The organism is Pseudomonas sp. PA-1-6B, from assembly GCF_021609545.1.
GTDB classification, from domain to species: Bacteria; Pseudomonadota; Gammaproteobacteria; order Pseudomonadales; family Pseudomonadaceae; genus Aquipseudomonas; species Aquipseudomonas fluorescens_BV.
This window is the reverse complement of the sequence record NZ_WJZM01000048.1, coordinates 19148-41453: the sequence shown is the minus strand read 5'-3', so window position 1 is coordinate 41453 and position 22306 is coordinate 19148. Positions and strand designations below refer to the sequence as shown.

The window sequence follows — 22306 nt, the reverse complement described above, 5'->3', positions numbered from 1 at the left end:
CAGTGAAACGATGCATCGCCGATGGTAGTGTGGGGTTTCCCCATGTGAGAGTAGGTCATCGTCAAGATTAAATTCCGAAACCCCAATTGCGAAAGCAGTTGGGGTTTTGTTTTGGGCGCTCGAAAATTCCAGCGCTTTCAGCAACATTAAATAAGCTGCCGTTGAGGGAATTCGATACAAAGTGTTTCTGCATTTTTGCTATGGTGCAGCACATTTTCACAAGGATTGATCTTTATCCGCAGGATGCGGCGTCGACCTTTTCCAACGAGATGCTGTAGAAATGCCTGAACCAATACCTATCAAAGATCACGAAAAAGAAAACCGTTTGGTCAACAAACGTTTGTTTGCCTGCGCATTGCTGGTAATTGGGATCACGTGCGCCTTGGTGGGGCGTATGTATTTTTTGCAAGTCGTGCAGTACGACTATCACTCCACAATTTCGGAAAACAACCGGGTCCACGTACTGCCCATCACACCGACTCGCGGCTTGATCTATGACCGTAATGGTGTGGTCCTGGCCGACAACCGCCCGAGTTACAACTTGACCATCACCCGTGAGCGCACAGCCGACCTCAAGGGTGAACTGGACGAAATCGTCAATCTGCTGCATCTGCCTGCCGAAGACCGTGCGGTGTTTGATAAGGCGCTCAAGCAGGCCCGCCACCCGTTTGTTCCCGTCACGTTGTTCTACGAGTTGACCGAAGAGCAGATCGCCGTTTTGGCCGTCAACGAGTTCCGTCTACCAGGGGTGGACGTGGAGCCACAGTTCGTTCGCCACTACCCCCTGGGCGCGCACTTTGCCCACTCCATTGGCTACGTCGGTCGTATTAACGAAAAGGAATCCAAGACCCTTGATTCGGTGGAGTACCGCGGTACCCAATCTATCGGCAAAACCGGAATCGAGCGTTTTTACGAGTCTGAACTGCATGGCCATGTCGGTTATGAAGAGGTAGAGACCAACGCACAGGGCCGTGTGCTGCGCGTGCTCAAGCACACCGATCCGATCCCTGGTAAAAACATCGTCCTGAGCCTCGACGTCAAGCTACAGGAAGCTGCCGAAGAGGCCTTGGGTGACCGTCGTGGTTCGGTGGTCGCCCTGGACCCGCAGACCGGTGAAGTACTGGCTATGGTCAGTAAACCGAGTTTCGATCCGAACTTGTTTGTCACAGGCATTAGCTTCAAGGAGTACGCTGCGCTACACGACTCCATTGACCGACCGCTGTTCAACCGCGTGCTACGCGGGCTCTATGCGCCGGGTTCAACCATCAAGCCGGAAGTGGCCATCGCCGGTCTCGACAGTGGCGTTGTTACTCCACAAACCCGAGTGTTCGACCCGGGTTACTATCAGTTGCCAGACTTTGACCATAAATACCGCAACTGGAACCACAGTGGTGACGGCTGGGTGGACATGGACGCGGCCATCATGCGTTCCAACGACACTTACTTCTACGATCTGGCCCATAAGCTCGGGATCGATCGCCTGCACGACTATCTGGCTGAGTTCGGCCTGGGTCAGAAAGTGTCCCTGGATATGTTCGAAGAGTCTGCCGGCTTAATGCCATCCCAGGCCTGGAAGCGTGCAACCCGACGCCAGCCGTGGTTCCCAGGCGAAACCGTGATCCTCGGTATTGGCCAAGGCTACATGCAAGTGACACCGCTGCAATTGGCCCAGGCCACGGCATTGATCGCCAATAAAGGCGTATGGAACCGACCGCACCTGGCCAAGACAATCAATGGTGTGCCACCGGTGGATGAGCACCCAATGCCCAACGTGATCCTCAAGGACCCGCGTGACTGGGAGCAGGTCAACCACGGCATGCAATTGGTGATGCACGATCCCCGCGGTATCGCCCGAGCGGCAGCGCAAGGCGCGCAATACCGCATCGCCGGCAAGAGTGGTACCGCCCAGGTGGTGGCGATCAAGCAGGGTGAGCGCTACAACCGCAACAAGACGTTGGAGCGGCATCGCGATAACGCCTTGTTCGTCGGTTTCGCGCCGGCCGAACACCCGAAAATCGTGATTTCAGTCATGATCGAAAACGGTGAGGCCGGCGGCCGTGTAGCCGGGCCTGTGGTGCGACAGATCATGGATGCTTGGCTGCTCGACCAGGAAGGCCATCTCAAGCCGCAATATGCAGCGCCGGCCAAGGCACCCGGCGACCCAAGGGTTTGACTCAAACCGCCCACTCATCCCAGCGCGCTACGCCGTCATAGGCCAGCCAGGGCACTTCATGGGCCGTCCAGATGTGCGAGGTGGCCCTGACGCCCGGATCATCATCCAGCGTCGCCACCCGGACGATCACGTGGGGCTGATGCCCACGTTCAGCGATCAGATGTGAGCCGCAGCGTGAGCAGAAATGTCTGAATTTGCCCGGCGAAGACTCAAAGGACGACAGCAGCTCCTCACCGAGTGTCCAGCGAAAATGTTCACGCATCACCCCGGCCGTGGCAACAAACGCGGCCGCGTGCGCCTTGCGGCAGCTTGCGCAGTGGCAGTGGCTGATGGGCATGTCCAGGCTGTCCACTTGATAGCGCACACCTTTGCACAAGCAACTTCCATTCAGTGGGTCAGTCATAACCTATGGCCAGGCAAGGAGGGGGTCATCATCATCGCGCACAACGCAAGGTTGCGCATTGATTGATGTCGCCTACTGTTCAATGAAGGAGGTGACTTATGCACGTATTAGATCGCATCGAACGTAAAGTCCTGCTCAATGCGTCACGTAAACAGGTCTGGGAGGCTCTCACGGAGGCCGAGCAATTTGGACGCTGGTTCGGTATCGCGCTTAAGGGTAAAACCTTTGTGGCTGGGGAAACCATCGAAGCGCCGATTACCTATCCAGGTTATGAACATGTCGTGTGGAAGGCCAGGGTCGAACGTATCCTGCCCCAAACGCTGTTTTCCTTCTGGTGGCATCCTTTCGCAGTGGAAGAGGGCGTCGACTATGACAAAGAGGCACCGACGCTGGTGGAGTTCACGATTGAAGATCGCGCCCCAGGCATCCTGTTGCGGGTCGTCGAGTCCGGTTTTGACAAGGTGCCCGAAGCGCGTCGTCAGAAAGCCTTCAAGATGAACTCCCGTGGCTGGGACGAGCAAATGAGCAATATCGAAAATTATCTGAGCAAGCCCCCAATAAGGTGATGGGGCACACCGGAGGGCAGTCTTCACTCCGCTAGGCAGACAGGCCGCTGACGGGCTCACAAAGCACGTTCAGCTCGATGCCTTTTCTTGATTTGCTGGCCTTCATGCACACAGCGGTCGGTGGTGGCGTTTGCACGGATGCCGAGTAGAATCACGCCCTGAAAGCGATTCCTGAGGTGCGGTACGGTGGATTTACAGCAGGGTTTTGTCCTGACCCGGCATTGGCGCGATACCCCAACCGGTACGGAGGTCAGCTTCTGGCTGGCCACCGACCAAGGGCCAAGGTGCATTCGCCTACCCGTGCAGACCTCGGTGGTGTTCATCCCAGAGGCCCATCGCAAGCCACTCGATTGGCTGCTCAAGGGGGAGCGCGATCTCGAGTTGCGGCCCTTGCAGCTATGCGACTTTCATCACCGTCCGGTTCTGGGCCTCTATGCCCGCCAGCACCGCCAGTTGATGGACATCGAGAAGCGCCTGCGCGCTGCCGGGGTCGATGTGTACGAAGGTGACGTGCGGCCGCCCGAGCGCTACATGATGGAGCGCTTTATCACCGCCCCGGTGTGGTTCGGCGGCACTGCGGATGCGAGCGGCACCTTGCTCGACGCGCAAATGAAGCCAGCCCCCGACTACCGTCCTCCCTTGAAGCTGGTGTCCTTGGACATCGAGACCACCGCCCAGGGCGATCTCTACTCCATCGCTCTTGAAGGCTGTGGCGAACGCCAGGTGTACATGCTCGGCCCGCCGAACAAAACCGACGCCGTGGATTTCAAGCTCAACTATTGCGACACCCGCGCTCAACTGATCGAACACCTCAACCAATGGCTGGCCACTTTCGACCCCGACGCGATCATCGGCTGGAACGTGGTGCAGTTCGACCTGCGCGTACTCCACGAACACGCCCAACGCCTGAACGTGCCGCTGTTGCTGGGACGTGGCGGTGAAGCCATGGCCTGGCGCGAACACGGCAGCCGCAATCACTACTTTGCGGCGGCGGCAGGAAGACTGATCATCGACGGTATCGAAGCGCTGCGTTCGGCGACTTGGAGTTTTGAATCCTTCAGCCTGGAAAACGTTGCGCAAACCCTGCTCGGCGAAGGCAAGGACATCTCCACGCCGTACCAGCGCATGGACGAAATCAACCGCATGTTTGCCGAGGACAAGCCTGCCCTGGCGCGCTACAACCTCAAGGACTGCGAACTGGTCACGCGGATTTTCGAAAAGACCGAGTTGCTCAAGTTCCTGCTGGAACGTGCCAGCGTCACCGGGTTGCCGGCCGACCGTAACGGCGGCTCCGTGGCCGCCTTCACCCACCTGTACATGCCGTTGATGCACCGCCAGGGTTTTGTAGCACCGAACCTGGGCGACAAACCGCCCCAAGCCAGCCCCGGCGGTTTTGTCATGGACTCGCGCCCAGGCCTCTATGAGTCGGTGCTGGTGCTGGACTATAAAAGCCTTTACCCGTCGATCATCCGCAGCTTCCTCATCGACCCGGTGGGCTTGATCGAAGGCCTCAAGCATCCCGACGACAGCGATTCGGTGGAAGGCTTTCGCGGAGCGCGCTTCTCCCGCACCCGGCATTGCCTGCCGTCCATTGTCACGCGGGTGTCCGAAGGCCGCGAAGAGGCCAAGCGCGAACGCAATGCGCCGTTGTCCCAGGCACTGAAGATCATCATGAACGCCTTTTACGGTGTGCTCGGCTCCAGCGGCTGCCGGTTCTTCGACACCCGGCTGGCGTCCTCGATTACCCTGCGTGGGCATCAGATCATGCGCCAGACCCGTGCACTGGTCGAGGCCCAAGGGTACGAGGTGATTTACGGTGACACCGACTCCACCTTCGTCTGGCTGGGCAGCGCGCACTCTGCGCAGGACGCCAATCGCATCGGCCTGGCGCTGGTGCAGCACGTCAACAACTGGTGGCGCGCGCACCTGAGCAACGAGTACGGCCTGCAAAGCGCCCTGGAACTGCAATACGAAACCCACTTCAGTCGCTTCCTGATGCCGACCATTCGTGGCGCCGAGGAGGGCAGCAAAAAGCGCTATGCCGGCCTGGTCGTGCGCGAAGATGGCAGCGAAGAAATGGTCTATAAAGGCCTGGAAACCGTGCGCAGCGACTGGTCGCCCCTGGCCCGGCAATTCCAGCAGGAACTCTACCAACGCATCTTCCATCGCCAACCCCATCAAGACTACATACGCGACTATGTGCGGCGTACCTTGAGCGGCGAATTCGATGAGTTGTTGATCTACCGCAAACGCCTGCGCCGGCCCTTGCACGACTACGAACGCAACGTCCCGCCCCACGTACGCGCCGCGCGCCTGGCAGACGAGTACAACGACCGCGTGGGCCGCCCGCGCCAGTATCAGCGTGGTGGCTGGATCAGCTACGTGATCAGCGTCAACGGCCCGGAACCGCTGGAAGTGCGGCGGGCACCCATCGACTACGACCACTACGTCACGCGCCAATTGCAGCCCGTGGCTGACGCAATCCTGCCGTTCGTGAATGACGATTTCGGTACCCTGGTAGGCGGGCAGATGGGGCTATTCTAGCTAATCGACCACAGGCTCGATATTGCCCATCGCTCAGGAGGAAACGCCCATGTACACCCTTTATGGCACCGACGAATCCGGCTCCTGCATGATCGAAATTGCCCTGCGGCGCTGCGCAGTGCCGTGGCATCGCGTGCAGGCCAGTTCCTGGCAGGACGGCGAGGGTAGCGACGCGCTTGCACGTATCAATCCACTCAAACAGATCCCCACCCTGGTCACTCCAAATGGCCAGGTACTGACCGAAAGCGCCGCGATCCTGATCCACTTGGGCCTGGAGTATCCCAAGGCCGAATTGCTGGCCGGCGATCGTGCGCAGATCCTGCGCGGCTTGCTGTATATCGCCGCCAACTGCTATTCGGCGATCGGCATCATCGACTACCCGCAACGCTGGTGGGGCAATGCCGATGAGGCGCAACAAGCGCAACTGGTCAGCGGCACACGGCGCTACCTGCGCCAGGCTTGGGTCGTGTTTGCCGATCAGTTTGCCGGCCAGCTGTTTACCCCGAGCAACGCGCCGAATGCACTGGGCATCATGGCGGCGGCGGTGTCGCGTTGGGACGACGCGCGTGAGGTGCTCGGCAACCTGGCGCCGGGCTTTGCGCAGAGCCTGGAGCGGGTAGACGCTGACCCTGTCGTGGCCCCCGTTTTTGCCCGGCATTGGCCGCAGTGGAAGGTCTCGTAACCGGAAGAAACAATGACCGAGCCACTGTCCAAGCCCTTGCGTAGCGGGCTTCCTGACCTACGCTTCTCAAAGTGGTGTAGGAATCATCCTTGAATTTGGCTGTCGCAGACATGAAACTCAAGAACCCTGCATGGAATTCAAAGGAGGTGCGCATGCTCATCCGGTCGCTGACCCTGGCTACCTTGATGGCTTTTACGGGGCCTTTGTTGGCCGCTGATGATAATCCGCTCAAGCAGGAATTGGGCAAGACGCGCCCACTGGTGGTCGTGGAGCTTGATGCTGGAAACCCGACACTGGCAACGCTGAAGAAACAACTGGAAGAGGCTGCCACCAAGCAGGCGTTCGAAGAGCGCAGCATGGTGTTCTACACCGTGAAGTTCGGCAGCATTGGTGCCGAAGGGGAGAAGTTCGCCAAGGATCCCAAAGACAGCAAAAAGCTCACGCCGCCTGAAACCAACGCACTGATCCGTGCCCTCAAGCTCGGCGTCGGCAGCGGCACCAAAGTGATTCTGATCGGCAAGGACGGCGAGAAGAAACTCGAGAAAACCGTGCCGCCGGACAGCCTTGACCTGAAGGAATTCTTCAGCGCCATCGACCAGATGCCGATGGCGGAAAAGGAGCTTGCCGCCCCTGCGGAACCGGAGCCTGTTGCAGCCGCTCCAGCCAAGGGCACCAAACCCGCCAAGCCCGGCAACAAAACCCCTAAGCCACTGGAGGATTGAACAGGCCCCCACCCACCGTTCTGGTGGGAAGCGGCCTCAGGCTTTCCACGGCTTGAGCCAAAGCCCCAGCCCCACCAACACCAGCGCGCCGGCCAGGCTACTTAACCCCAACTGCCACCCATCGTTGTGCAATGGATGCAGGGCCAGCGCCGCCACACCCAACAGAACCCCGCTCAAGCCCCACTGCAACGGCCAGCCCAGTTGGCCGAGCAGTTGCTGGCGGTGCATTAGCAACACGTTGGTCACCACCACGCCACCCAACGCCGCCAAGGCGATCCCCGGCAGGCCGAAACAATAGGGCAGCACCACCAGCAAAGCGGCGTTGACCAGGCTGCCCAGCAGTTCGCAGTTGAGTGGCAGGCGCGTGTCGCCGCTGGCATAGGCATAGCGGGCGAGCATGGCGTTCCAGGCGCCAAACACCAGTGGCGTGGCGAACCAGGCCAGCAGCGCCGGCAGTGGGCCGTCGACGCTCTGGGCGGGCATCAGCAGATGGATCAGCGTGGGGCTGGCGCCAATCAGGCCAAAGGCTGCAGGCAGGCTCAGCAGGGTCGCTGCATCCAGGCCGCGGCGCAGCAGGGCCAGGCGCTGTTGACCTTGCTCGCCGCTCATCATGCCCAGCAGCACTTGGTTGAGGCTCATCAGGGCGATCAATGGCAGGTTGATCAGCTTGCGTGCGAGGTTAACCCACGTAACAGCGCCTTCCCCCAGGAAACTGGCGATCAATCGTTCCAGTAGCGCCAGGCCCTGGCTGGCCACGTTGCTGGCCAACAACGGCCCGATGCGCCCCAGCAATTCGCGGCCGGCCAGAGGGTCGCCGGTGACCTGCCACGGCCGCCAGCCGAAAGACCAGACCGGCGCCAGCAACGGCAGGCACATCAAGACACTGCCAGCAAAAAAGCTCATGGCCAGTTCGGCACTGTCGCTGGAACTGCCGCGGATAAACAGGTACAGCACCGGTGGCAGATTGAACAGTAAAGAGCCCAGGCCTGGCAGGACAAAACGTTGGCGTGCCTGCAAGGGAATACTGAACAGCCCATGCATCACCAGGCCTGGCGCACAGGCGGCCAGCCAGCGCAGGTTGGCGGCGGCTTGTGCATGGGCCGCGGCGTCCAGGCCGGGCCCGATCAGGCGCACCCACAGCGGCGCGCCCAGCGCCAGTATGGCAAACAGCGCCAGGCCCACCCCCAGCAGGCGGGGGGACAGGCTGGCCAACCAAGCTTGCTGGCGGTGTGGGTCGCGTTGCTGATAGAGGGGCAGGGCCGCCGCTGCGAGCAAGCCGGCAGCCAGGGTCATGCGCAATGCTTCGGGCAAAAACACCGCCACCAGAAACCCGTCGCTGCGACTGCCCGCGCCCCAGGCCGCCACCAGTAGCCATTCTCGGGCAAAACCGGCCACCAACCCGGCGAGCGTCGCCAGGGTCAGCCAGAGCGTGCTGCCGAACATCAGTGAAACAGGGTGAACAGGCCCTTGCCACCCACCTTATAGTTCAGGTCATGGCAACGCTCGCCCATGATTTTGGCACCACTTCCGCCAATGATTTTGTAGGGCGCAACGGCTTTGGCCACCACGGTATTGGCGCTTATCACCGAACCATAGCCCAGGTGCGTGCCGAAGCCGATCAACGCACGGCTGCCGATCCAGACGTAGTCGTCGATGTAAGTCGGCCCGGAAATCGACCAGAACTCCGGCGCCTGCAAATCATGGCTGCCGGCGATGAGCAGAACATGCGACGCAATCGCCACATGGTTGCCGATCACCAGTCCGGCGCGGGCGTCCACTTGGCAATGCCAACCGATTACCGAATCGTCGCCGACCACCAAATTGTGCATGCCCAGCACTTCGGTGTTACGCCACAAGCTGGAGCCCTTGCCGATCTTCGCGCCACCCAGGCGCAGCCAGGCAATGCGCACATGGTGGCTGGGGATCTTGTTGATCAAGATGTTGTAGGCCATGTCCCAGGCACTGCGCCAGCGGTCTTTGACGGTTGCCCAGTTTTTGCCGTAACGGGGCAGTAACTCGGCCGCAAGGTCCTGTTTCATCCGGCGGAACAGGCGTCGGGCCACCGGGTGTTCAATCGCAGTTTCCAGGTCGATGGAGCTGATCCAGAACCGCTTGTTGTCGCCTTCGCCTTCTTCAAATACCACGTCGTTGGCCAGGCACCAGTCCAGCGCCTCTTCCAGGTCTGGCAGGCTTACGCCTAGTTCACTGGCCAGCATGGGGAGACGGTCGCGCAAGTCGGTGGAGTGAATCATCCGGTGCTTCATGGTCGGTTATCCTTTGGCGCAGTAGCAGGAACGGTGGCGGTAACGGTGGGGCGCAGGCGCACCTGTTGCAGGCTCATGCCCATCAACAGCCAGAACAGCGCGATCAGTACAAAGGTGAAGCTGAAATAGTGGTCGAAAATCCCCGTCAGCAGCGCCGCTAACACGCCACAGATGCACCCCAGCCACAGCGCATTGTCGGCGGTGACCTTGCGCACCTGGCCCAGGGGCCGCACTTCGCGCCACCACAACAGGGTGACGGTGATAAACAGCAGCATCCCTGGAATGCCGACCTTGTAGATGAAGTTCAGCCACAGGTTTGAGATCCCCAACAGATTGGTGCCGGGCACGGGCGGGTCGATCTTGAAGCCGATCCCCAGGGGGAAGGTCGCCATGGCGGCGGGGAACTTGGCGTACTCGTCAAAGCGGATTTCGGTACTGGCGTTGGTGGTCGAGAAGATGGTCATCAAGCGGTCCTGCAACGGCGGATAGAACATCACCAGCGCAACGGCGAACGCCGCCCCGATACCGATGATGCGTCCGCTGTTCGGCACGCGCTTGTAGGCCAGCCAGATCAACACCAGCGCCAGGGCCACGATGGCACCACGGGAAATACTCAGCAGCAGGCCGGCACACCCCAGCACCGCCACCGCCAGGCCCAGCGCCCGGCGCCAGCCGCTGCGGGTCCAGCCATAAAACAGCGCCAGGGGAATAAACAGCACCAGCACGCCACCGGTCAGGTTGGGGTGCACCCAGGGCGAGGCCATGCGTGTGTAGTTGGCAGAGAAAATATCCTTCACCGCTTCCGGGTGGGCGTATTTGAGGTCGGTGAGAATATCGATCATCGACATCGCGTTGCGCGTCTTCAGGAACATGAAGATCGACAGCAGCAGCATCGCCAGGTTACCCAGCAACAGGGCGACCACCACCTTGTCGCGGTCGGCATCGGTGCGTAGCAGCAGAGGCACGATAAACAGCATCGACAGGTTCATCAGCCAGCGCACCCAGTTCACCGGCCCGTTGCCTTCGGCATGGATGATCAACATGCCCCAGATAAACGGAATGGTGCTGAACAGCATCAGCCACATCAGCGCCCGCTCGGTCGGCCGCCACAGCATGAAACCACGGGTCTTGCCGATGAACGATTGCCAGAACACTCCGACCCAAGTCAGCCCCAGCACCGCCTCGCTGACGGTGGTGCGGATACCCAGTTGCAAGGTGGTGTAGGGAATACTGGTGGCCAGTACCGCGAAAATCAGCAAGCCCCACAGGGGAAAGCGGATCAGCGTCAAAGCCACGGCTACACCGGCCACGGCCAGCATGACCTTGATCGGCGACAGGGCCAATAGCAACCCGCCGAACACCAGGCCCAGCAGCAGACTGACGAATTTTCCTGGCAGCATTAGCGATCCAATTCCTTGAGCAAAGTGTCCAGGCGTGAGCGATAGGCCGGTTCGGCAAATTGCCGGGCCCAGGCGCGGTGTGTTTCGCCGTCTTGCGTGGCATCGGCGGCTGCCAGTTGTTGCATGACGTTTTGCAATTGCTCGGCATCATGGGGGGCGAAGCGCGGGGCGTTGGGCGGCGCGATTTCATCCAGGGCGCTGCCGCGTGCCACCGCGACCGGCGTGCCGACACTCAAGGCTTCCACCACTGGCAGGCCGAAGCCCTCGGCATAGGATGGCTGCCACAGGCACGCGGCATGGCGGTAGAGTGCTTGCAGTTGGCCGTCCGACAAACCGGTGCACCAATGCAGGCCCGGCAGGTCACCAAGTGCCGTCGGTACATCGCTGGCGTGGCCCACCAGGACCATGTCCGGCACGTCAGGGTTCAGCGCACGGCAGGCCTGCCATTGGCGCAGGAAGAACTCCATGTTCTTGCGCGGCTCCCGCGTGCCCACCACCAGCCAGTAACGTGTCGGCAGGTTGGTTGGCAGTGGCTCTGGCGCTGCATTCAATTCGGGCACTAGGTTGTTCAGCACGCGGAATTTGGCCCGGGCCCAGGGGAACAGGCGCGCGGCCTCATTGCAGGAAAACTGCGAAGGGCACCACACCCGATCAGCCTGCCACACCGACCAGGCAATCGAGGCCCCGTCGATCAGGCGGTAGGCCAGGGCCTTGAGCTTGGATCGATGGAAGTTGCGGTGGGTGAGCTGAAACAGGTCATGCAGCACCAGCACATAGCGGGTGCCAGCGGGTTTGCGGCACAGCGGCAAGCCCATATTGGCCGTGGCGATGTACAGGTCGATCTGCTGCTCGTGCAAAGCCTTGGGCAAGAAACCGCGCTCGAACCGCAGGCGCACTTGTGGGCGTTGCAGGCCGTCCAGCGGGCTGGCCCAGGCCGGGCAAACGGCAGTCTGGCGTTGTGGATGGTCCAGGGGCGCCTCGGTGAACAGCACCACCTCGGTGTTGCCGCGTGCGCGCAGGGCATCTTCCAGAGCCACGACCTGGCGGGCGATGCCCGAAGACGGCGCAACTGTGGCGGGGCGATAGTCCAGGGCTACACGCATGGCTGAGACTCCTTGGCGGTGAGCAAGCTGCGGTAGAGGTGCTCCAGTTCGTTAGCCGCCACCGCCCAGTCGTGGTAGTGACGCGCATAGTCGCGTGCGGCATCGGCCAGCCGCCCGGCCAGCGCCGGTTCATCCAGCAGGCGCACAACGGCGTCGGCCAGGGCCTCGGCGTTTTCGCCGGCCAGGTAATGCACCTGGGGCTGCACCGCCAACCCGGAGACACCCTGGGCCGTGCTGACCAGAGGCAAGCCGGCGGCCATCGCCTCCAGCACTTTGAGCTTGGAGCCGCCGCCATGGCGCAACGGGGCGACAAAACCGGCGCAGCGGCGCTGCAAGGCGCACAGGTCGGGAACAAAACCCAGCCACTCGATACGCTCATCTGGCCAACGCTCGCGCCAGTGTTCGGGTAAGCCATAGCCGACCACCGCCAGGCGCGCATTCGGGCACTGCAACCAGACCCTGGGGAAGATCTCTTCGAGCAGCCACTGCACGGCGTCCAGGTTCGGTGCATATTCGTAGTTGCCAACGAACAACAGGCGCTGGCTCTGCGCATCAGCGCTGACCTCGGCAAAGGCTCGGCTGTCCACCCCGTTGACCACCACGGTCACCGGCGTCGATGACAATGGCCGCATGGCCTGGGCGTCCGCCTCGGTCACGGCGACTACCTGGGCGGCGGTATCGAATGCCTTGCGTTCCCATTGTCGGCAGCGCCACTGGTCATACTGTACAAACGGTGCGGCCCACTTCGGGAAACGGTCGTAAGTGGCGCCGCCGAGGCTCGATTCCAGGTTGTGCTCGGTCAGCACAAAGTCGCGCCGTTGCTGCTGCAGGGTGCGCAGGAACGGCTGCAGGCTGTAGCTGTGTTCCACCTGAATCACGTCCCAGCGCTCGTTCAACAGTTGCGCAAACTGTGCCTGCAACGGTGCCGATAGGCCGTTGACCGTGGTCAACAGCGGCCAGGGGGCGAACACGCCACCGAGCAGGGTCAGCGGGTGTTTCAGTGGCCGGCGCGGTACGACGATCAAGCGTTCGAGCAACGGCTCCAAGGCCGCATGCACCGCGTCATCGGCCAGCGTTTTTGATTGCGCCAGCAGCGTGATGCGATGCCCGCGCTCACTCAAGGTGCGCAGCAAATGGTACTGCCGCGTTTTGCCGCCGCTGGTGGTCGGCCACGGCAGGTAGGGCACAATCCATAGGATTCTCATGTACAGCTCTCCATGCCCAGGGCTACCACACCAGTATCTGCAAACTTGGCTTCACCACCGGGCGAATACCGTTGTCGTCGCTCAGGGTTTGCCGGGCGCCGGTCAGCGGGTCCAGCAGTTCTGCGCGTTTGATGCTGGGCAGGCTGATGTTGCTGCCTTCGGCACTCCAATACATCAGCAGGTGTTTTCCGTCAGGGCGGGTCCAGGCCACGCTGTAGAAACTGTCTGGTACATCCTGCAACGGCGGCGTGTTGCCGGGTTTAAGCGTGGGGCCGGTGATCTCCAGGAAGCGGGCGAGGGCGGTGTATACCGGCTTGGGTTCGCCATCAAGGTTCAACAGGCCGTAATGCTGGTCGCGTGGCGAGGCGCGTTGGTCGAGGTCAGACAAGGCGAACAGAAAGATCTTCTGGTAGTCCTGGGAAGCCATCAAGGCCAGGCGGCGCAAGGTGTAATCGGCTTGCCCGTCGATACCGATCAGGTCCTGCATTTCCTTGGGGCCGGCATAGCTGGACCAGCCCCATTCAGTGGCCCATACCTGCTTGATCCCGGCACCGTGGAGCATCGAATTGAGTTGATCGCCGCGCAGCAGCACTTCGTTCTTGCCTGGCTCATCGGTTTCCGGGGTCATCGAATAAGGGTGATACGCCGCGACCATGCCCAGGCTTTGCACGCCCAGCGCGCCGAGGGCTTCAAACATCAGGGTTTTGCCACGGGGCGGCATCTGGCTGTAATACGCCATGCCGCCCATGACTTGCAGTTTGTCGGGCGCAGCAATGTTCAAGGCCTTGTGACTGGCCAACAACAACTGCGCGTATTCCTTGGCGTTGACTTTAGGGCGCCAGTTGTTCGGCAGGTTCTGTTCATTCCACACCTGCCAGGCATCGATATTCGGGTAGCGCTTGGCCAGGACGGCCAGGCGCATGGCGTAGATGTTGGCGTCCCGTGGCTGATACTGGTCTTGGAACGGCACGCCCTTGGGTGCGGTGGTGATAAAGGGCGCCGAGCCCACCAGGTAAAACACCGAGCGCAGTTTTTCGGCGGTCAGGGTGCGGTCTAGTTCGTCGAAGGTGCTCAGCTGATACTCGTCTTCCTTGGGTTCCAGGCGATCCCAGTGCAGGTCGACCCGCACCCATTGCAACCCTAGCTTTTTATATTGCTTGATCTGCTTGCGGTACTGCTCGGGTGTGAACCACAGGAAGTGCGCGTTCACGCCGAGGAAGTCCTTCCAGACTATGGTGCGCTCCGAGGCCAGGTTGACCGGCTGCGCATCAACTTTTTCACTCAACAGCAGGGCGCTACCGACGGCGATTGACAGCACCAGCGGCAGGTAGCACCACAGTGGGCGAACGGATGACAGGTTCATCGCAACGGTTCCTTACAAGCATCCCGAAATAATTCAGCAAACCGCTGGGCCGTGTTGGCCCACTGGCGTTGGCGGCCGATTTCTCCCGCCCGGTCGGCCCATTGCTGCGCCTGTTGCGGGTCGAGGATCAAGCGGTTCAAGGCGTTGCTCAAGGACGCTGTATCGCCCTGCTGATAGGTGATGCCATTGCCGCCGGCCACCTCTTCGGCAAAGGCGCGGGCGTTGGAGGTGATCACCCCGCGGCCGCATGCATTGGCCCACGACAGCGCGCCACTGGTGCCGCGCATCTGCCCCAGAAAACTGAGTTTTTTCGATTCGCGATAGGGCAGCACCATCACATGGTGCGCCTGGATCGTAGAAGGGATCTGCGCCGATGGCAGGTCCAGTTGCCAGTCCACCACATCCTCAAGATGCAGGGTGCTGATCTGCTCGCGCAGGCCATCGAGGTAATTGCCGGCGGGGTCAAACGTCATTTCCGGCGCGGTGCCACCGGCCAGGGTCAGGCGTACCTGGCCTCGGCATTGCGGGTGGGCGGCCAGTGATTGGGCCAGGGCCAGCAGCAAGTCCTCGATGCCCTTGCCACGGTAGATAAAGCCGAAATACAGCAGGCGCAGTGGCGCCAGTGGCGGCAAGGCCTGGGGCGCGATGGGCAGGTTGCCATGGGCAATCACCGCCACCTGTTGCGGGCGCAGGCCCATGCGCTGGCGCAGGCAGTCGCCGCCCAGGCGGGTGAGGGTGATCAGCCGGCGCATACCTTTGGCCAAGCGCCGTTCTTCGTGCAAGGTCAGCGGGTCGGCCAACAGCGCGGCCGCTTGGGGCAGCGGGTGGGGCAGGCGTTCAAGTAGCGTCAAGGGGAAAAACAGCTTGGCCCGGCGCCAGATCAGGCGCTCCGGGTCATGCACCGTGGCGGTCAACGGCAGGTGCGGTTGCGCCCGGCGCAGGTACTCCAGCGCCTGGAACTCACCGAAGCGTCCACCTCCCAGTTCAGCATGCACCAGGTCCACGCTGCGCCAGTCAAAGGCCTGCAGGCGCTTCAACTGTTCAGGCAGCTCCAGGCAGCCGGCGAGCGGGGTCACCACCTCCAGGCCCTGTTCGATCAACGCGTTGCGCAAGTGCGCGGCGTAATCGGCGATCCCGGTCTGCTCCGGTGGCAGCGGCGCCAGCAATGCGATACGCATCAGGCCGCCCCACGCCAGCTGTTGAGTCGCGCCAGCACCTTGGCCGGCACTTCGAAGCGGCGGCGGTTGAGGATCATGCCATCGACTTTGCCGAACGCAGTGGTCAGCAACGACACGGCATTTTCGATCGTCGGTACGGTGCTGGTGCGGGCCTCGATCACCAGCACGATCTGGTCGGCGCGGCGCAGCGTCAGGAACGCCTGCGGGTTGGAGGACAGCGCCGAGGCGTCCAGCAGTAATACTTCACCCGGCGTTGGCGCGTTCGCCCCATCGACCGAGACGCGATGGCCACGCTCCTCCAGCAAACGCTTGAGTTGCGAGGCGATAAAGGTCACACCCTCGCCATGGCGCGCCGAGGTCAGGCCCAGGGCGAAACCTTCGGCGGCGATGCGATCCAGGGGCAGCAGGCTGTACAAGCGATAAAGGCTGGCGGTGACGGCTGCCGGCGTTGCGTCCTGTACATCGGGAATGCTGCTCCACAGCGGCACATGGAACATCTCCTGCAAGCGGGTGCCATCGTGGATGCGCTGGTCCAGCAGGTACAGCACATAGATGGTCAGCAAGCCCACGGCCACGCCGGCGGGAATGGCGAACAACAGCATCAGCAGGCTCTTGGGAAACACGCGTGCCGGGTTGAGGGTGGCGTGTTCGATCAGGGCGATGTTGCTGATCTGGCTGTTGTCCAGTTCATGGTCGATTCGCGCCTGTTCAAGATTGTCCGAGTACAAGGCATAGCTCTTTTCGGCGGTGCGCAGTTGTTGGCTCAGGGTGTTGAGTTGCGGTTCATCGGTCATCGCCTGGTCACGCTGGGTGCGCAGTTCGGCAAGGGTCTTGTCGTAGTTCTCGATTTCCCCGGCCAGTTTGCGCTCTTGCAACTGGGCGTCGATCATTTGCTGTTTGACGTTGATCACCAGGCTGTTGGGCGCGGTGTTTTGCGAGCGTTCCAGGCGTGTGGCTTCCTGAGCACTGAGCGCTTCCATGTCGCGGATGTTCTGCTCGATCTGATTGACCTGCGGCGTACCCGGCAGGTAAGTGCGCAATAGCCGTGCCCGCTCCACTTGCAGCGCATTGAGCTGGCGCTTGAGGTCGAGCTGGGTGGGGTTGAGGCTCGTTTCGCGCATCGTCACCACGTCTGCCGGCTGGCTCTTGATCTGCTGGCTGGCGTTGGCCAGGAGGCTGCGAATCCCTGAGATCTGGTTCTGAGCACTGACCTTGGCGTCGGTGACGCGGTCGATCTGGTTGGTCAGGTTCTTCAGGCGCGCATCGACACTGATCGAGTCGATCTGCTTCAAGCGGCCTTGCAGCTGATCTTTCAGGCTCTGGATATTCTCCGCCACCTTGGCGCGTTCGGTTTCATAGAAGGTGTGCAGGCTCTTGCGCCCAAGAATCCGCGCACGCTCTTCGAGGTAGGCGTTGACCCATTCCTCGACGATTTTTTGCGCCACCGCCGGGTCGTCCCAGGTGAAGGAAATCTCGATCACCGAAGAGCCCGGCTCGTGACCAGCGGTGAAGTTCTTCTCCAGTGAGGTCGCCAAGCGCTCCAGCGGGCTTTGTTTCTCGGCAAGGCCCACGAACTGCAGCACACTACGAATGCCATTGATGACTTCGCCAACGCCCTTTTTGATGTAGAACTTGGTCACCTTCCAGAAGCCTTGCGGCGGTTCGGCGGTCATCGCCATATAGCGCTCGGCAACGATGTGCACGATAGGCCGGCCCGTGAGCATTTTTTCTTCGTCGACAATCGGGTCGTGCTGGGTGCTTGGGGCAATCAGCGTCTGGCGATTGGCGGCTTCGATCGGCAAGGTGGTGTTGTCTCGCCCCGGCTTGACCAGCAAGCGTGCGTCCGACTCGTAGCGGGCCGGCAACAGGAAGGCACCCAGCACCGCGACGACGATTGTGGTGATCACGGCTAGTTTGAATTCGCGGCGGTAGATGAAAAACAGCCGCAGCAGGTCGCGAAGAGAGCGGATTTCGATCACAGGATCACTCCATTGCATATGGGGTTTACGAAAGGCGGGAACGCTTGGTTCGAGTGATACGAAGCCCGTTTCATAATCCTTGGCCTGCGTTGATGGTTGGGTTGTTGTAGATGGTGTTGCCGCTGTTTTTCACGTCGCTCTTGTTCAGGTCATAATTCAAGCCAATGCCAATCCCTTTGTTGATCGGAAACAGCTTTGTGAAATACATATCCACAGCCTCCACCGTCGCGCCGATGCCCGACTGCGGCACAAAGATCAAGTCGCCGCGCTGCAAGGCCACGCGCGGCTGATTGGGGTTGGTCAGCATGCTCTCCAGGCTGATGAAGTACGTCTTGTACTTGCCATCTGGCCCGGTGCGCAGCAAGGCCACGTTGGAGGCATCCGCCGAGGGCAATACACCACCGGAACTGAGCAGTGCCTGCTCGACGCTGACGTTGCCGGCCAGGTCGAAAAATGCCGGGTTAGGCACCGCACCGCCGATAAACACCTTGTTGCTCGGTGCGCTGGCGATGTTCACCGTCACCGCAGGTTCGCGGTAAATGCGCTTGTACTTCTCGGTGATTTCCTTGCCCAGGTCTTCGGGCGTGCGCAAGGCCGCCTTGACCCGGCCAATATTGGGCACCGAGATCACGCCGTCGGGGCGCACCACGAATACGGTCATGTCATCGGCTGCCGCCGGTTCCTGGGCATCACGCACGATACGCAGCGAGTCGCCGCTCTGGATCAGCACCTGCGGCGGCGGCAGGTCGGCCAGGGTCAGTGCCGCTTGATGACCTGCCTTGAGCGTATCGTTGTCAGGAAGCGGCACCCGCGCGGGGGTCGAACAGCCAGCCAGCCAGATTGAGGCGCTCAAGAGGCCGAGCAGGGTAAGACGGGAACGTCGGTTGATAGTCTTCATGACGGCTCAAGTCCAGTAGGTGGAAAACATGCCCAGGCGCCGTTTAAGCGCGTTGGGCAGGTGGCGTTCAAGGTGGCCGAGGCGGTAACCCAGCAATTTAAAGGCACTGCGCACCACCACTTCGGGGGCGCGGTACAGCGCGTTGGCCTCGCGCAATGCGTGCAGTTCGGCCAGCACATAACGTTTGCCTTCGCCGCCGGCGTCGCCAAACGCCTGGCGAATCCACGGCTCGCGGCCGTAGAACACACCGATATCGAAGTAGCGGCGAAACTCTTCCAGCAAGCGGTAATCGTGGGAGTGATAAACCTGCGCACTCGCGGCGTAGCGCACCTGGTAGCCGGCCAGCAGCATGCGCGCGGCTACATAGGCGTCTTCACTGCCAATCACATCCTGGGGGAAACCGCCCACCGCGCTCAGGGCGCTGCGTCGGTACACCGAAAATGAGTCGGAGCTGAAGCAGGTCTTGATGCCTAGTTGCGCTGCATCGTCCAGGCGCTTAGTGCGGCTGGCCGCCGGGTAATTGAAATGCCGCGACTGCGCGCCGAGCACGCCGGCACCGGGGTGCGGCAGCTGCCGTCCATAGGCCACGCCATTGAGCGGCTCCAGTTGCAGCTCGCTGATCAGGTTGGCGAAGGTCTCGGCGGTGGCGGGGATCGCGTCCTGGGTCATGACGATCAAGGCGTCGCCGCCCACCTGTTCACTGGCCCAGCGCCGGGTACCTCCGTGGTTGAAATCACGCGCATCGATCCGCTCCACGCGGGCGCCGAACTCGCGAAAGCGCGCCACGGTGGCATCGCTCGATGCGCTGTCGACCACCAGCATTTCGTCGGGTTGCAAGGTTTGCATGCGCAGCGCTGGCAACAGGCGATCCAGATGGCTGGCCGCGTTGCGGGTGGGGATGATCAATGACGTACGCATCAGGGCTTCACTTCAACCGGCGCGCGGCCGTAGATGTCGTCATAGCGCACGATGTCGTCTTCACCCAGGTACTCACCGCTCTGTACCTCGATCATCACCAGGTCGATGATGCCGGGGTTGGTCAGGCGGTGTTTGTGCCCGGCGGGAATGTAGGTGGACTCGTTCATGTTGAGCAGGATCTCGCGCTCGCCATTGGTGATCATCGCTGCGCCGCTGACCACCACCCAATGCTCGCTGCGGTGATGGTGCATCTGCAGGGATAGCGAACCTTTGGGCTTGACCACGATGCGCTTGATTTTGAACCGCGTGCTTTCTTCCAGCACCGTGTAGGTGCCCCACGGGCGGGTGACGGTGCGATGCAGGCTGAACGCCGGGTGATTCTGGCGCTTGAGTTCGGCAACGATATGCCGCACGTCCTGGCTGCGATGGGCGTCGGCAATCAGCAGGGCATCCGGGGTGTCGACGATGATCAGGTCGCGCACACCCACTGCACCGAGTACTCGTTTGGGCGAGTCGATATAGCAATTTTGCACGTCGTGCAGGATTGCCTCGCCATTGACCTGGTTGCCATTGTCGTCACTGGGCGTGAGTTGGCGCAGGGCTTCCCAGGAGCCGATATCGCTCCAGCCTATGTCGCAGGGCACGACCGCCACCTGGGCGGATTTTTCCATCAGCGCCACATCAATGGAGATATCCGGCGCGCTGGCGAAACCTTCAGGGCTCAGTTCGCGTTGGCGACTGCTGCTGTTTTGCAGGCTCTGGCTGTGCTCCAGTGCAGCCTTGGCCGCCTCTAGAACCGCCGGGGCGTGGCTGGCCAATTCTTCCAGCAGGGTGGCTGCCTTGAAGCAGAACATGCCGCCGTTCCACAGGTGCTTGCCGCCGTCCAGGTAGCCTTGGGCGGTGGCCAGGTCGGGCTTTTCGACAAAGCGCTGCACTCGAAACCCAGCGCCCAGTGCCGGCCCTTGTTCGATATAGCCAAAGCCGGTTTCTGCTCGGTCAGGCTGGATGCCAAAGGTCACCAGGTAACCGGCCTCGGCCAGTGCGCGGGCTTTTTCCACCGCCTGGGCAAAGGCGCCTTCATCGAGGACCAGATGATCGGCCGGCATCACCAGCAACTGCGCGTCTGCGCCAAAATGCTCTTGCACGTGCAAGGCGGCCACGGCGATGGCGGCGGCGGTGTTGCGGCCAAACGGCTCCAGCAGCAGGTCGAGGCCCAGGCGCTGGGTGTTCACCGCTCGGTAGTCGTCCAGGGTGCGAAACAGCAGGTCGCGGTTGGTCACGGTCAGGATGCTGTCGACGCCCGGCAAGTGACTGGCCCGCAGGAAGGTCTTCTGCAACAGGCTCTGGTCGTCGCGCATACGCATGAAGGGCTTGGGCATGTTCTGTCGCGAAACCGGCCACAGCCGCGTACCCGAACCACCGGAGATGATGCAGGGAATCAATCCGTTAAGTGGGTTCATCAATAGACTTCCTTGGTGGAAAGAACGGCCGGGACCGTCATGAAAACGATGTAAAGGTCCAGCCACACGGACCATTTGGCGATGTATTCAAGGTCGTACTCGACCCGCTTCTGAATCTTGAACAGCGTATCGGTCTCGCCGCGGTAACCGTTGATCTGCGCCCAGCCGGTAATGCCAGGCTTGACCCGATGGCGCGAACTGTATTCGCTGACCGCCTCCTCGAAAGGAATCCCGGCGGCCTTGGTGGCCGTGGCGTGAGGGCGCGGGCCGACCATCGACATATTGCCCAGCAGCACGTTGAACAGTTGTGGCAGCTCATCGATGCTGGTCTTGCGGATGATCCTTCCCACCCGGGTGATGCGCGGGTCCTGGCGCGTGGTCTGGTTTTCGGCGTTGAGGTCGGTCTGCTCGACGTACATCGAGCGGAACTTGAACACGCGGATCAGGTTGTCGTTGTAGCCAAAGCGCTTCTGGCGAAACAGCACCGGGCCCTTGGAATCGAGTTTGATCGCGATGGCGGTCACCAGCATCACCGGCGACAGCAGCAACAGACCGATGCTGGCCAGCAGCAGGTCTTCGCAACGCTTGATAAAGGGCGACCAGCCGCGCAGTGGCAACTGCGAGGTGTTGAACATCAGGATGCCGCCCACATCGGTGATACGGTTATGGCCGTAGCGCAAGGCGGCCATGTCCGGCACCAACATGACGTTCACCGACATCTGCCGCAGGCGTTTGACCAGCCCATTGATGCGCTGCTCGGCGGCCCAGGGCAGGGTGATCATCACCTGGTTGACCTGTTCGGAGCGGATCAGCTTTTCCAGGTCGCGGGTATTGCCCAGCAACGGCAAGCGGCTCAGTTCTTTGGGAATACGCTCGGTACGGTCGTCGATAAAACCGATGAGGCCGGAGCGGATATCACTGTTGCGCGACAGGTGTTCAGCCACATGCACGGCCGTATCGGTAAAGCCCAGGATCACGGTGCGCTGGAGGAATTTGCCGTTGTCCATCAAATGGCGATACAGGCGCAGCATCAGTATCCGCTCCAGGCCAAACAGCAACAGGCTCGCGCAAAACCAGAACGCCAGGTTGCGAGGGCTCAACTGCGGGAACAGAAGCAGGATCTGGTACATGAACAACAGGATGCAAAATGCCGAGACCCAGGCCACCAGCATCACACGAAAACGCAGGCGATTGCTGAACAGGTCATCGGAGTAAACCCCCAAGGCCTGGAACAAAATAATGGTCAGGATCGCAAAGAACGCCAGCAGGCCCAGATAGTGAGCGCGCATGTGCTCAGCGACGGGATCCGGGTAGAACAGCAGGATGATCGCCGGCGAGATTGCGGTCAGCCCGTGAAGCAGTTTTACGAAAACGACAAAAAACTCAACGAAACCGGTGCGAGTTAAAAACAGGCTATCAACCGACGACTTACCGCGCATAAATCAGAT

18 protein-coding genes are annotated in these 22306 nt (G+C 61.2%); 5 read left to right on the top strand and 13 right to left on the bottom strand.

Annotated features, from left to right (window positions below):
- Positions 1 to 280: 280 nt before the first annotated feature.
- Positions 281 to 2173, top strand: a complete 1893-nt coding sequence (gene mrdA / locus GIV35_RS20500; RefSeq protein WP_054898205.1) for a penicillin-binding protein 2 — start codon at positions 281 to 283, stop codon at positions 2171 to 2173.
- 1 nt (position 2174) lies between these two features.
- Here mrdA and GIV35_RS20495 read toward each other — a convergent pair whose 3' ends face one another.
- A complete protein-coding gene (locus tag GIV35_RS20495; RefSeq protein WP_198716636.1) occupies positions 2175 to 2576 on the bottom strand; it encodes a GFA family protein in 402 nt (133 codons plus the stop codon).
- Between the two features lie 98 nt (positions 2577 to 2674).
- On the opposite strand from GIV35_RS20495, the gene GIV35_RS20490 reads away from it, so the two are divergent.
- The 4 genes from GIV35_RS20490 (at position 2675) to GIV35_RS20475 (ending at position 7090) form a co-directional block, all read left to right on the top strand.
- Positions 2675 to 3142 (top strand): SRPBCC family protein, encoded by a 468-nt coding sequence (locus GIV35_RS20490; protein WP_105226348.1) that lies wholly within the window; start codon positions 2675 to 2677, stop codon positions 3140 to 3142.
- Positions 3143 to 3328: 186 nt separating this feature from the next.
- Complete coding sequence (locus GIV35_RS20485; protein WP_236265823.1) at positions 3329 to 5686, top strand: DNA polymerase II; 2358 nt, start codon at positions 3329 to 3331, stop codon at positions 5684 to 5686.
- A gap of 49 nt (positions 5687 to 5735) precedes the next feature.
- Complete coding sequence (locus GIV35_RS20480) at positions 5736 to 6368, top strand: glutathione S-transferase N-terminal domain-containing protein (protein ID WP_236265822.1); 633 nt, start codon at positions 5736 to 5738, stop codon at positions 6366 to 6368.
- A gap of 152 nt (positions 6369 to 6520) precedes the next feature.
- Positions 6521 to 7090: a DUF4174 domain-containing protein gene (locus GIV35_RS20475; protein WP_105226350.1), complete on the top strand. Its 570-nt coding sequence runs from the start codon at positions 6521 to 6523 to the stop codon at positions 7088 to 7090.
- 36 nt (positions 7091 to 7126) lie between these two features.
- Here the strand turns inward: GIV35_RS20475 and GIV35_RS20470 are convergent, their stop codons facing one another.
- The 12 genes from GIV35_RS20470 to GIV35_RS20415 all read right to left on the bottom strand — a co-directional run bounded on the left by GIV35_RS20470 (position 7127) and on the right by GIV35_RS20415 (position 22297).
- On the bottom strand, positions 7127 to 8533 hold the full coding sequence (locus tag GIV35_RS20470) for a lipid II flippase MurJ (RefSeq protein ID WP_213153812.1): 1407 nt from the start codon (positions 8531 to 8533) through the stop codon (positions 7127 to 7129).
- Positions 8533 to 9354: an acyltransferase gene (locus GIV35_RS20465; protein ID WP_105226352.1), complete on the bottom strand. Its 822-nt coding sequence runs from the start codon at positions 9352 to 9354 to the stop codon at positions 8533 to 8535. The genes GIV35_RS20470 and GIV35_RS20465 overlap by 1 nt, the downstream gene beginning before the upstream one ends.
- Positions 9351 to 10754: an O-antigen ligase family protein gene (locus GIV35_RS20460; RefSeq protein ID WP_223024284.1), complete on the bottom strand. Its 1404-nt coding sequence runs from the start codon at positions 10752 to 10754 to the stop codon at positions 9351 to 9353. The genes GIV35_RS20465 and GIV35_RS20460 overlap by 4 nt, the downstream gene beginning before the upstream one ends.
- Positions 10754 to 11857 carry a glycosyltransferase family 4 protein gene (locus GIV35_RS20455; protein ID WP_236264958.1) on the bottom strand — a complete coding sequence of 368 codons (1104 nt, stop codon included), beginning with the start codon at positions 11855 to 11857 and terminating at the stop codon, positions 10754 to 10756. Before GIV35_RS20455 ends, GIV35_RS20460 begins: the two co-directional genes overlap by 1 nt.
- Positions 11848 to 13062 carry a glycosyltransferase family 4 protein gene (locus GIV35_RS20450; RefSeq protein WP_223024283.1) on the bottom strand — a complete coding sequence of 405 codons (1215 nt, stop codon included), beginning with the start codon at positions 13060 to 13062 and terminating at the stop codon, positions 11848 to 11850. Before GIV35_RS20450 ends, GIV35_RS20455 begins: the two co-directional genes overlap by 10 nt.
- Positions 13063 to 13084: 22 nt before the next feature.
- Positions 13085 to 14425: a beta-galactosidase gene (locus tag GIV35_RS20445; protein WP_236264956.1), complete on the bottom strand. Its 1341-nt coding sequence runs from the start codon at positions 14423 to 14425 to the stop codon at positions 13085 to 13087.
- Positions 14422 to 15603, bottom strand: a complete 1182-nt coding sequence (locus GIV35_RS20440; RefSeq protein ID WP_223024280.1) for a glycosyltransferase — start codon at positions 15601 to 15603, stop codon at positions 14422 to 14424. The genes GIV35_RS20445 and GIV35_RS20440 overlap by 4 nt, the downstream gene beginning before the upstream one ends.
- Positions 15603 to 17582, bottom strand: a complete 1980-nt coding sequence (locus GIV35_RS20435; protein ID WP_105226358.1) for a GumC family protein — start codon at positions 17580 to 17582, stop codon at positions 15603 to 15605. The genes GIV35_RS20440 and GIV35_RS20435 overlap by 1 nt, the downstream gene beginning before the upstream one ends.
- 70 nt (positions 17583 to 17652) lie before the next feature.
- Positions 17653 to 18480, bottom strand: coding sequence for a polysaccharide biosynthesis/export family protein (locus tag GIV35_RS20430; RefSeq protein WP_198716645.1), 828 nt, complete (start codon positions 18478 to 18480; stop codon positions 17653 to 17655).
- Positions 18481 to 18486: 6 nt separating this feature from the next.
- The gene (locus tag GIV35_RS20425; RefSeq protein WP_105226360.1) at positions 18487 to 19398 is read right to left on the bottom strand and encodes a glycosyltransferase family 2 protein; all 912 of its coding nucleotides are present in this window, start codon (positions 19396 to 19398) and stop codon (positions 18487 to 18489) included.
- Complete coding sequence (locus GIV35_RS20420; RefSeq protein WP_198716647.1) at positions 19398 to 20858, bottom strand: mannose-1-phosphate guanylyltransferase/mannose-6-phosphate isomerase; 1461 nt, start codon at positions 20856 to 20858, stop codon at positions 19398 to 19400. Before GIV35_RS20420 ends, GIV35_RS20425 begins: the two co-directional genes overlap by 1 nt.
- Positions 20858 to 22297 (bottom strand): undecaprenyl-phosphate glucose phosphotransferase, encoded by a 1440-nt coding sequence (locus tag GIV35_RS20415; RefSeq protein WP_105226362.1) that lies wholly within the window; start codon positions 22295 to 22297, stop codon positions 20858 to 20860. The genes GIV35_RS20420 and GIV35_RS20415 overlap by 1 nt, the downstream gene beginning before the upstream one ends.
- Positions 22298 to 22306: the final 9 nt, after the last annotated feature.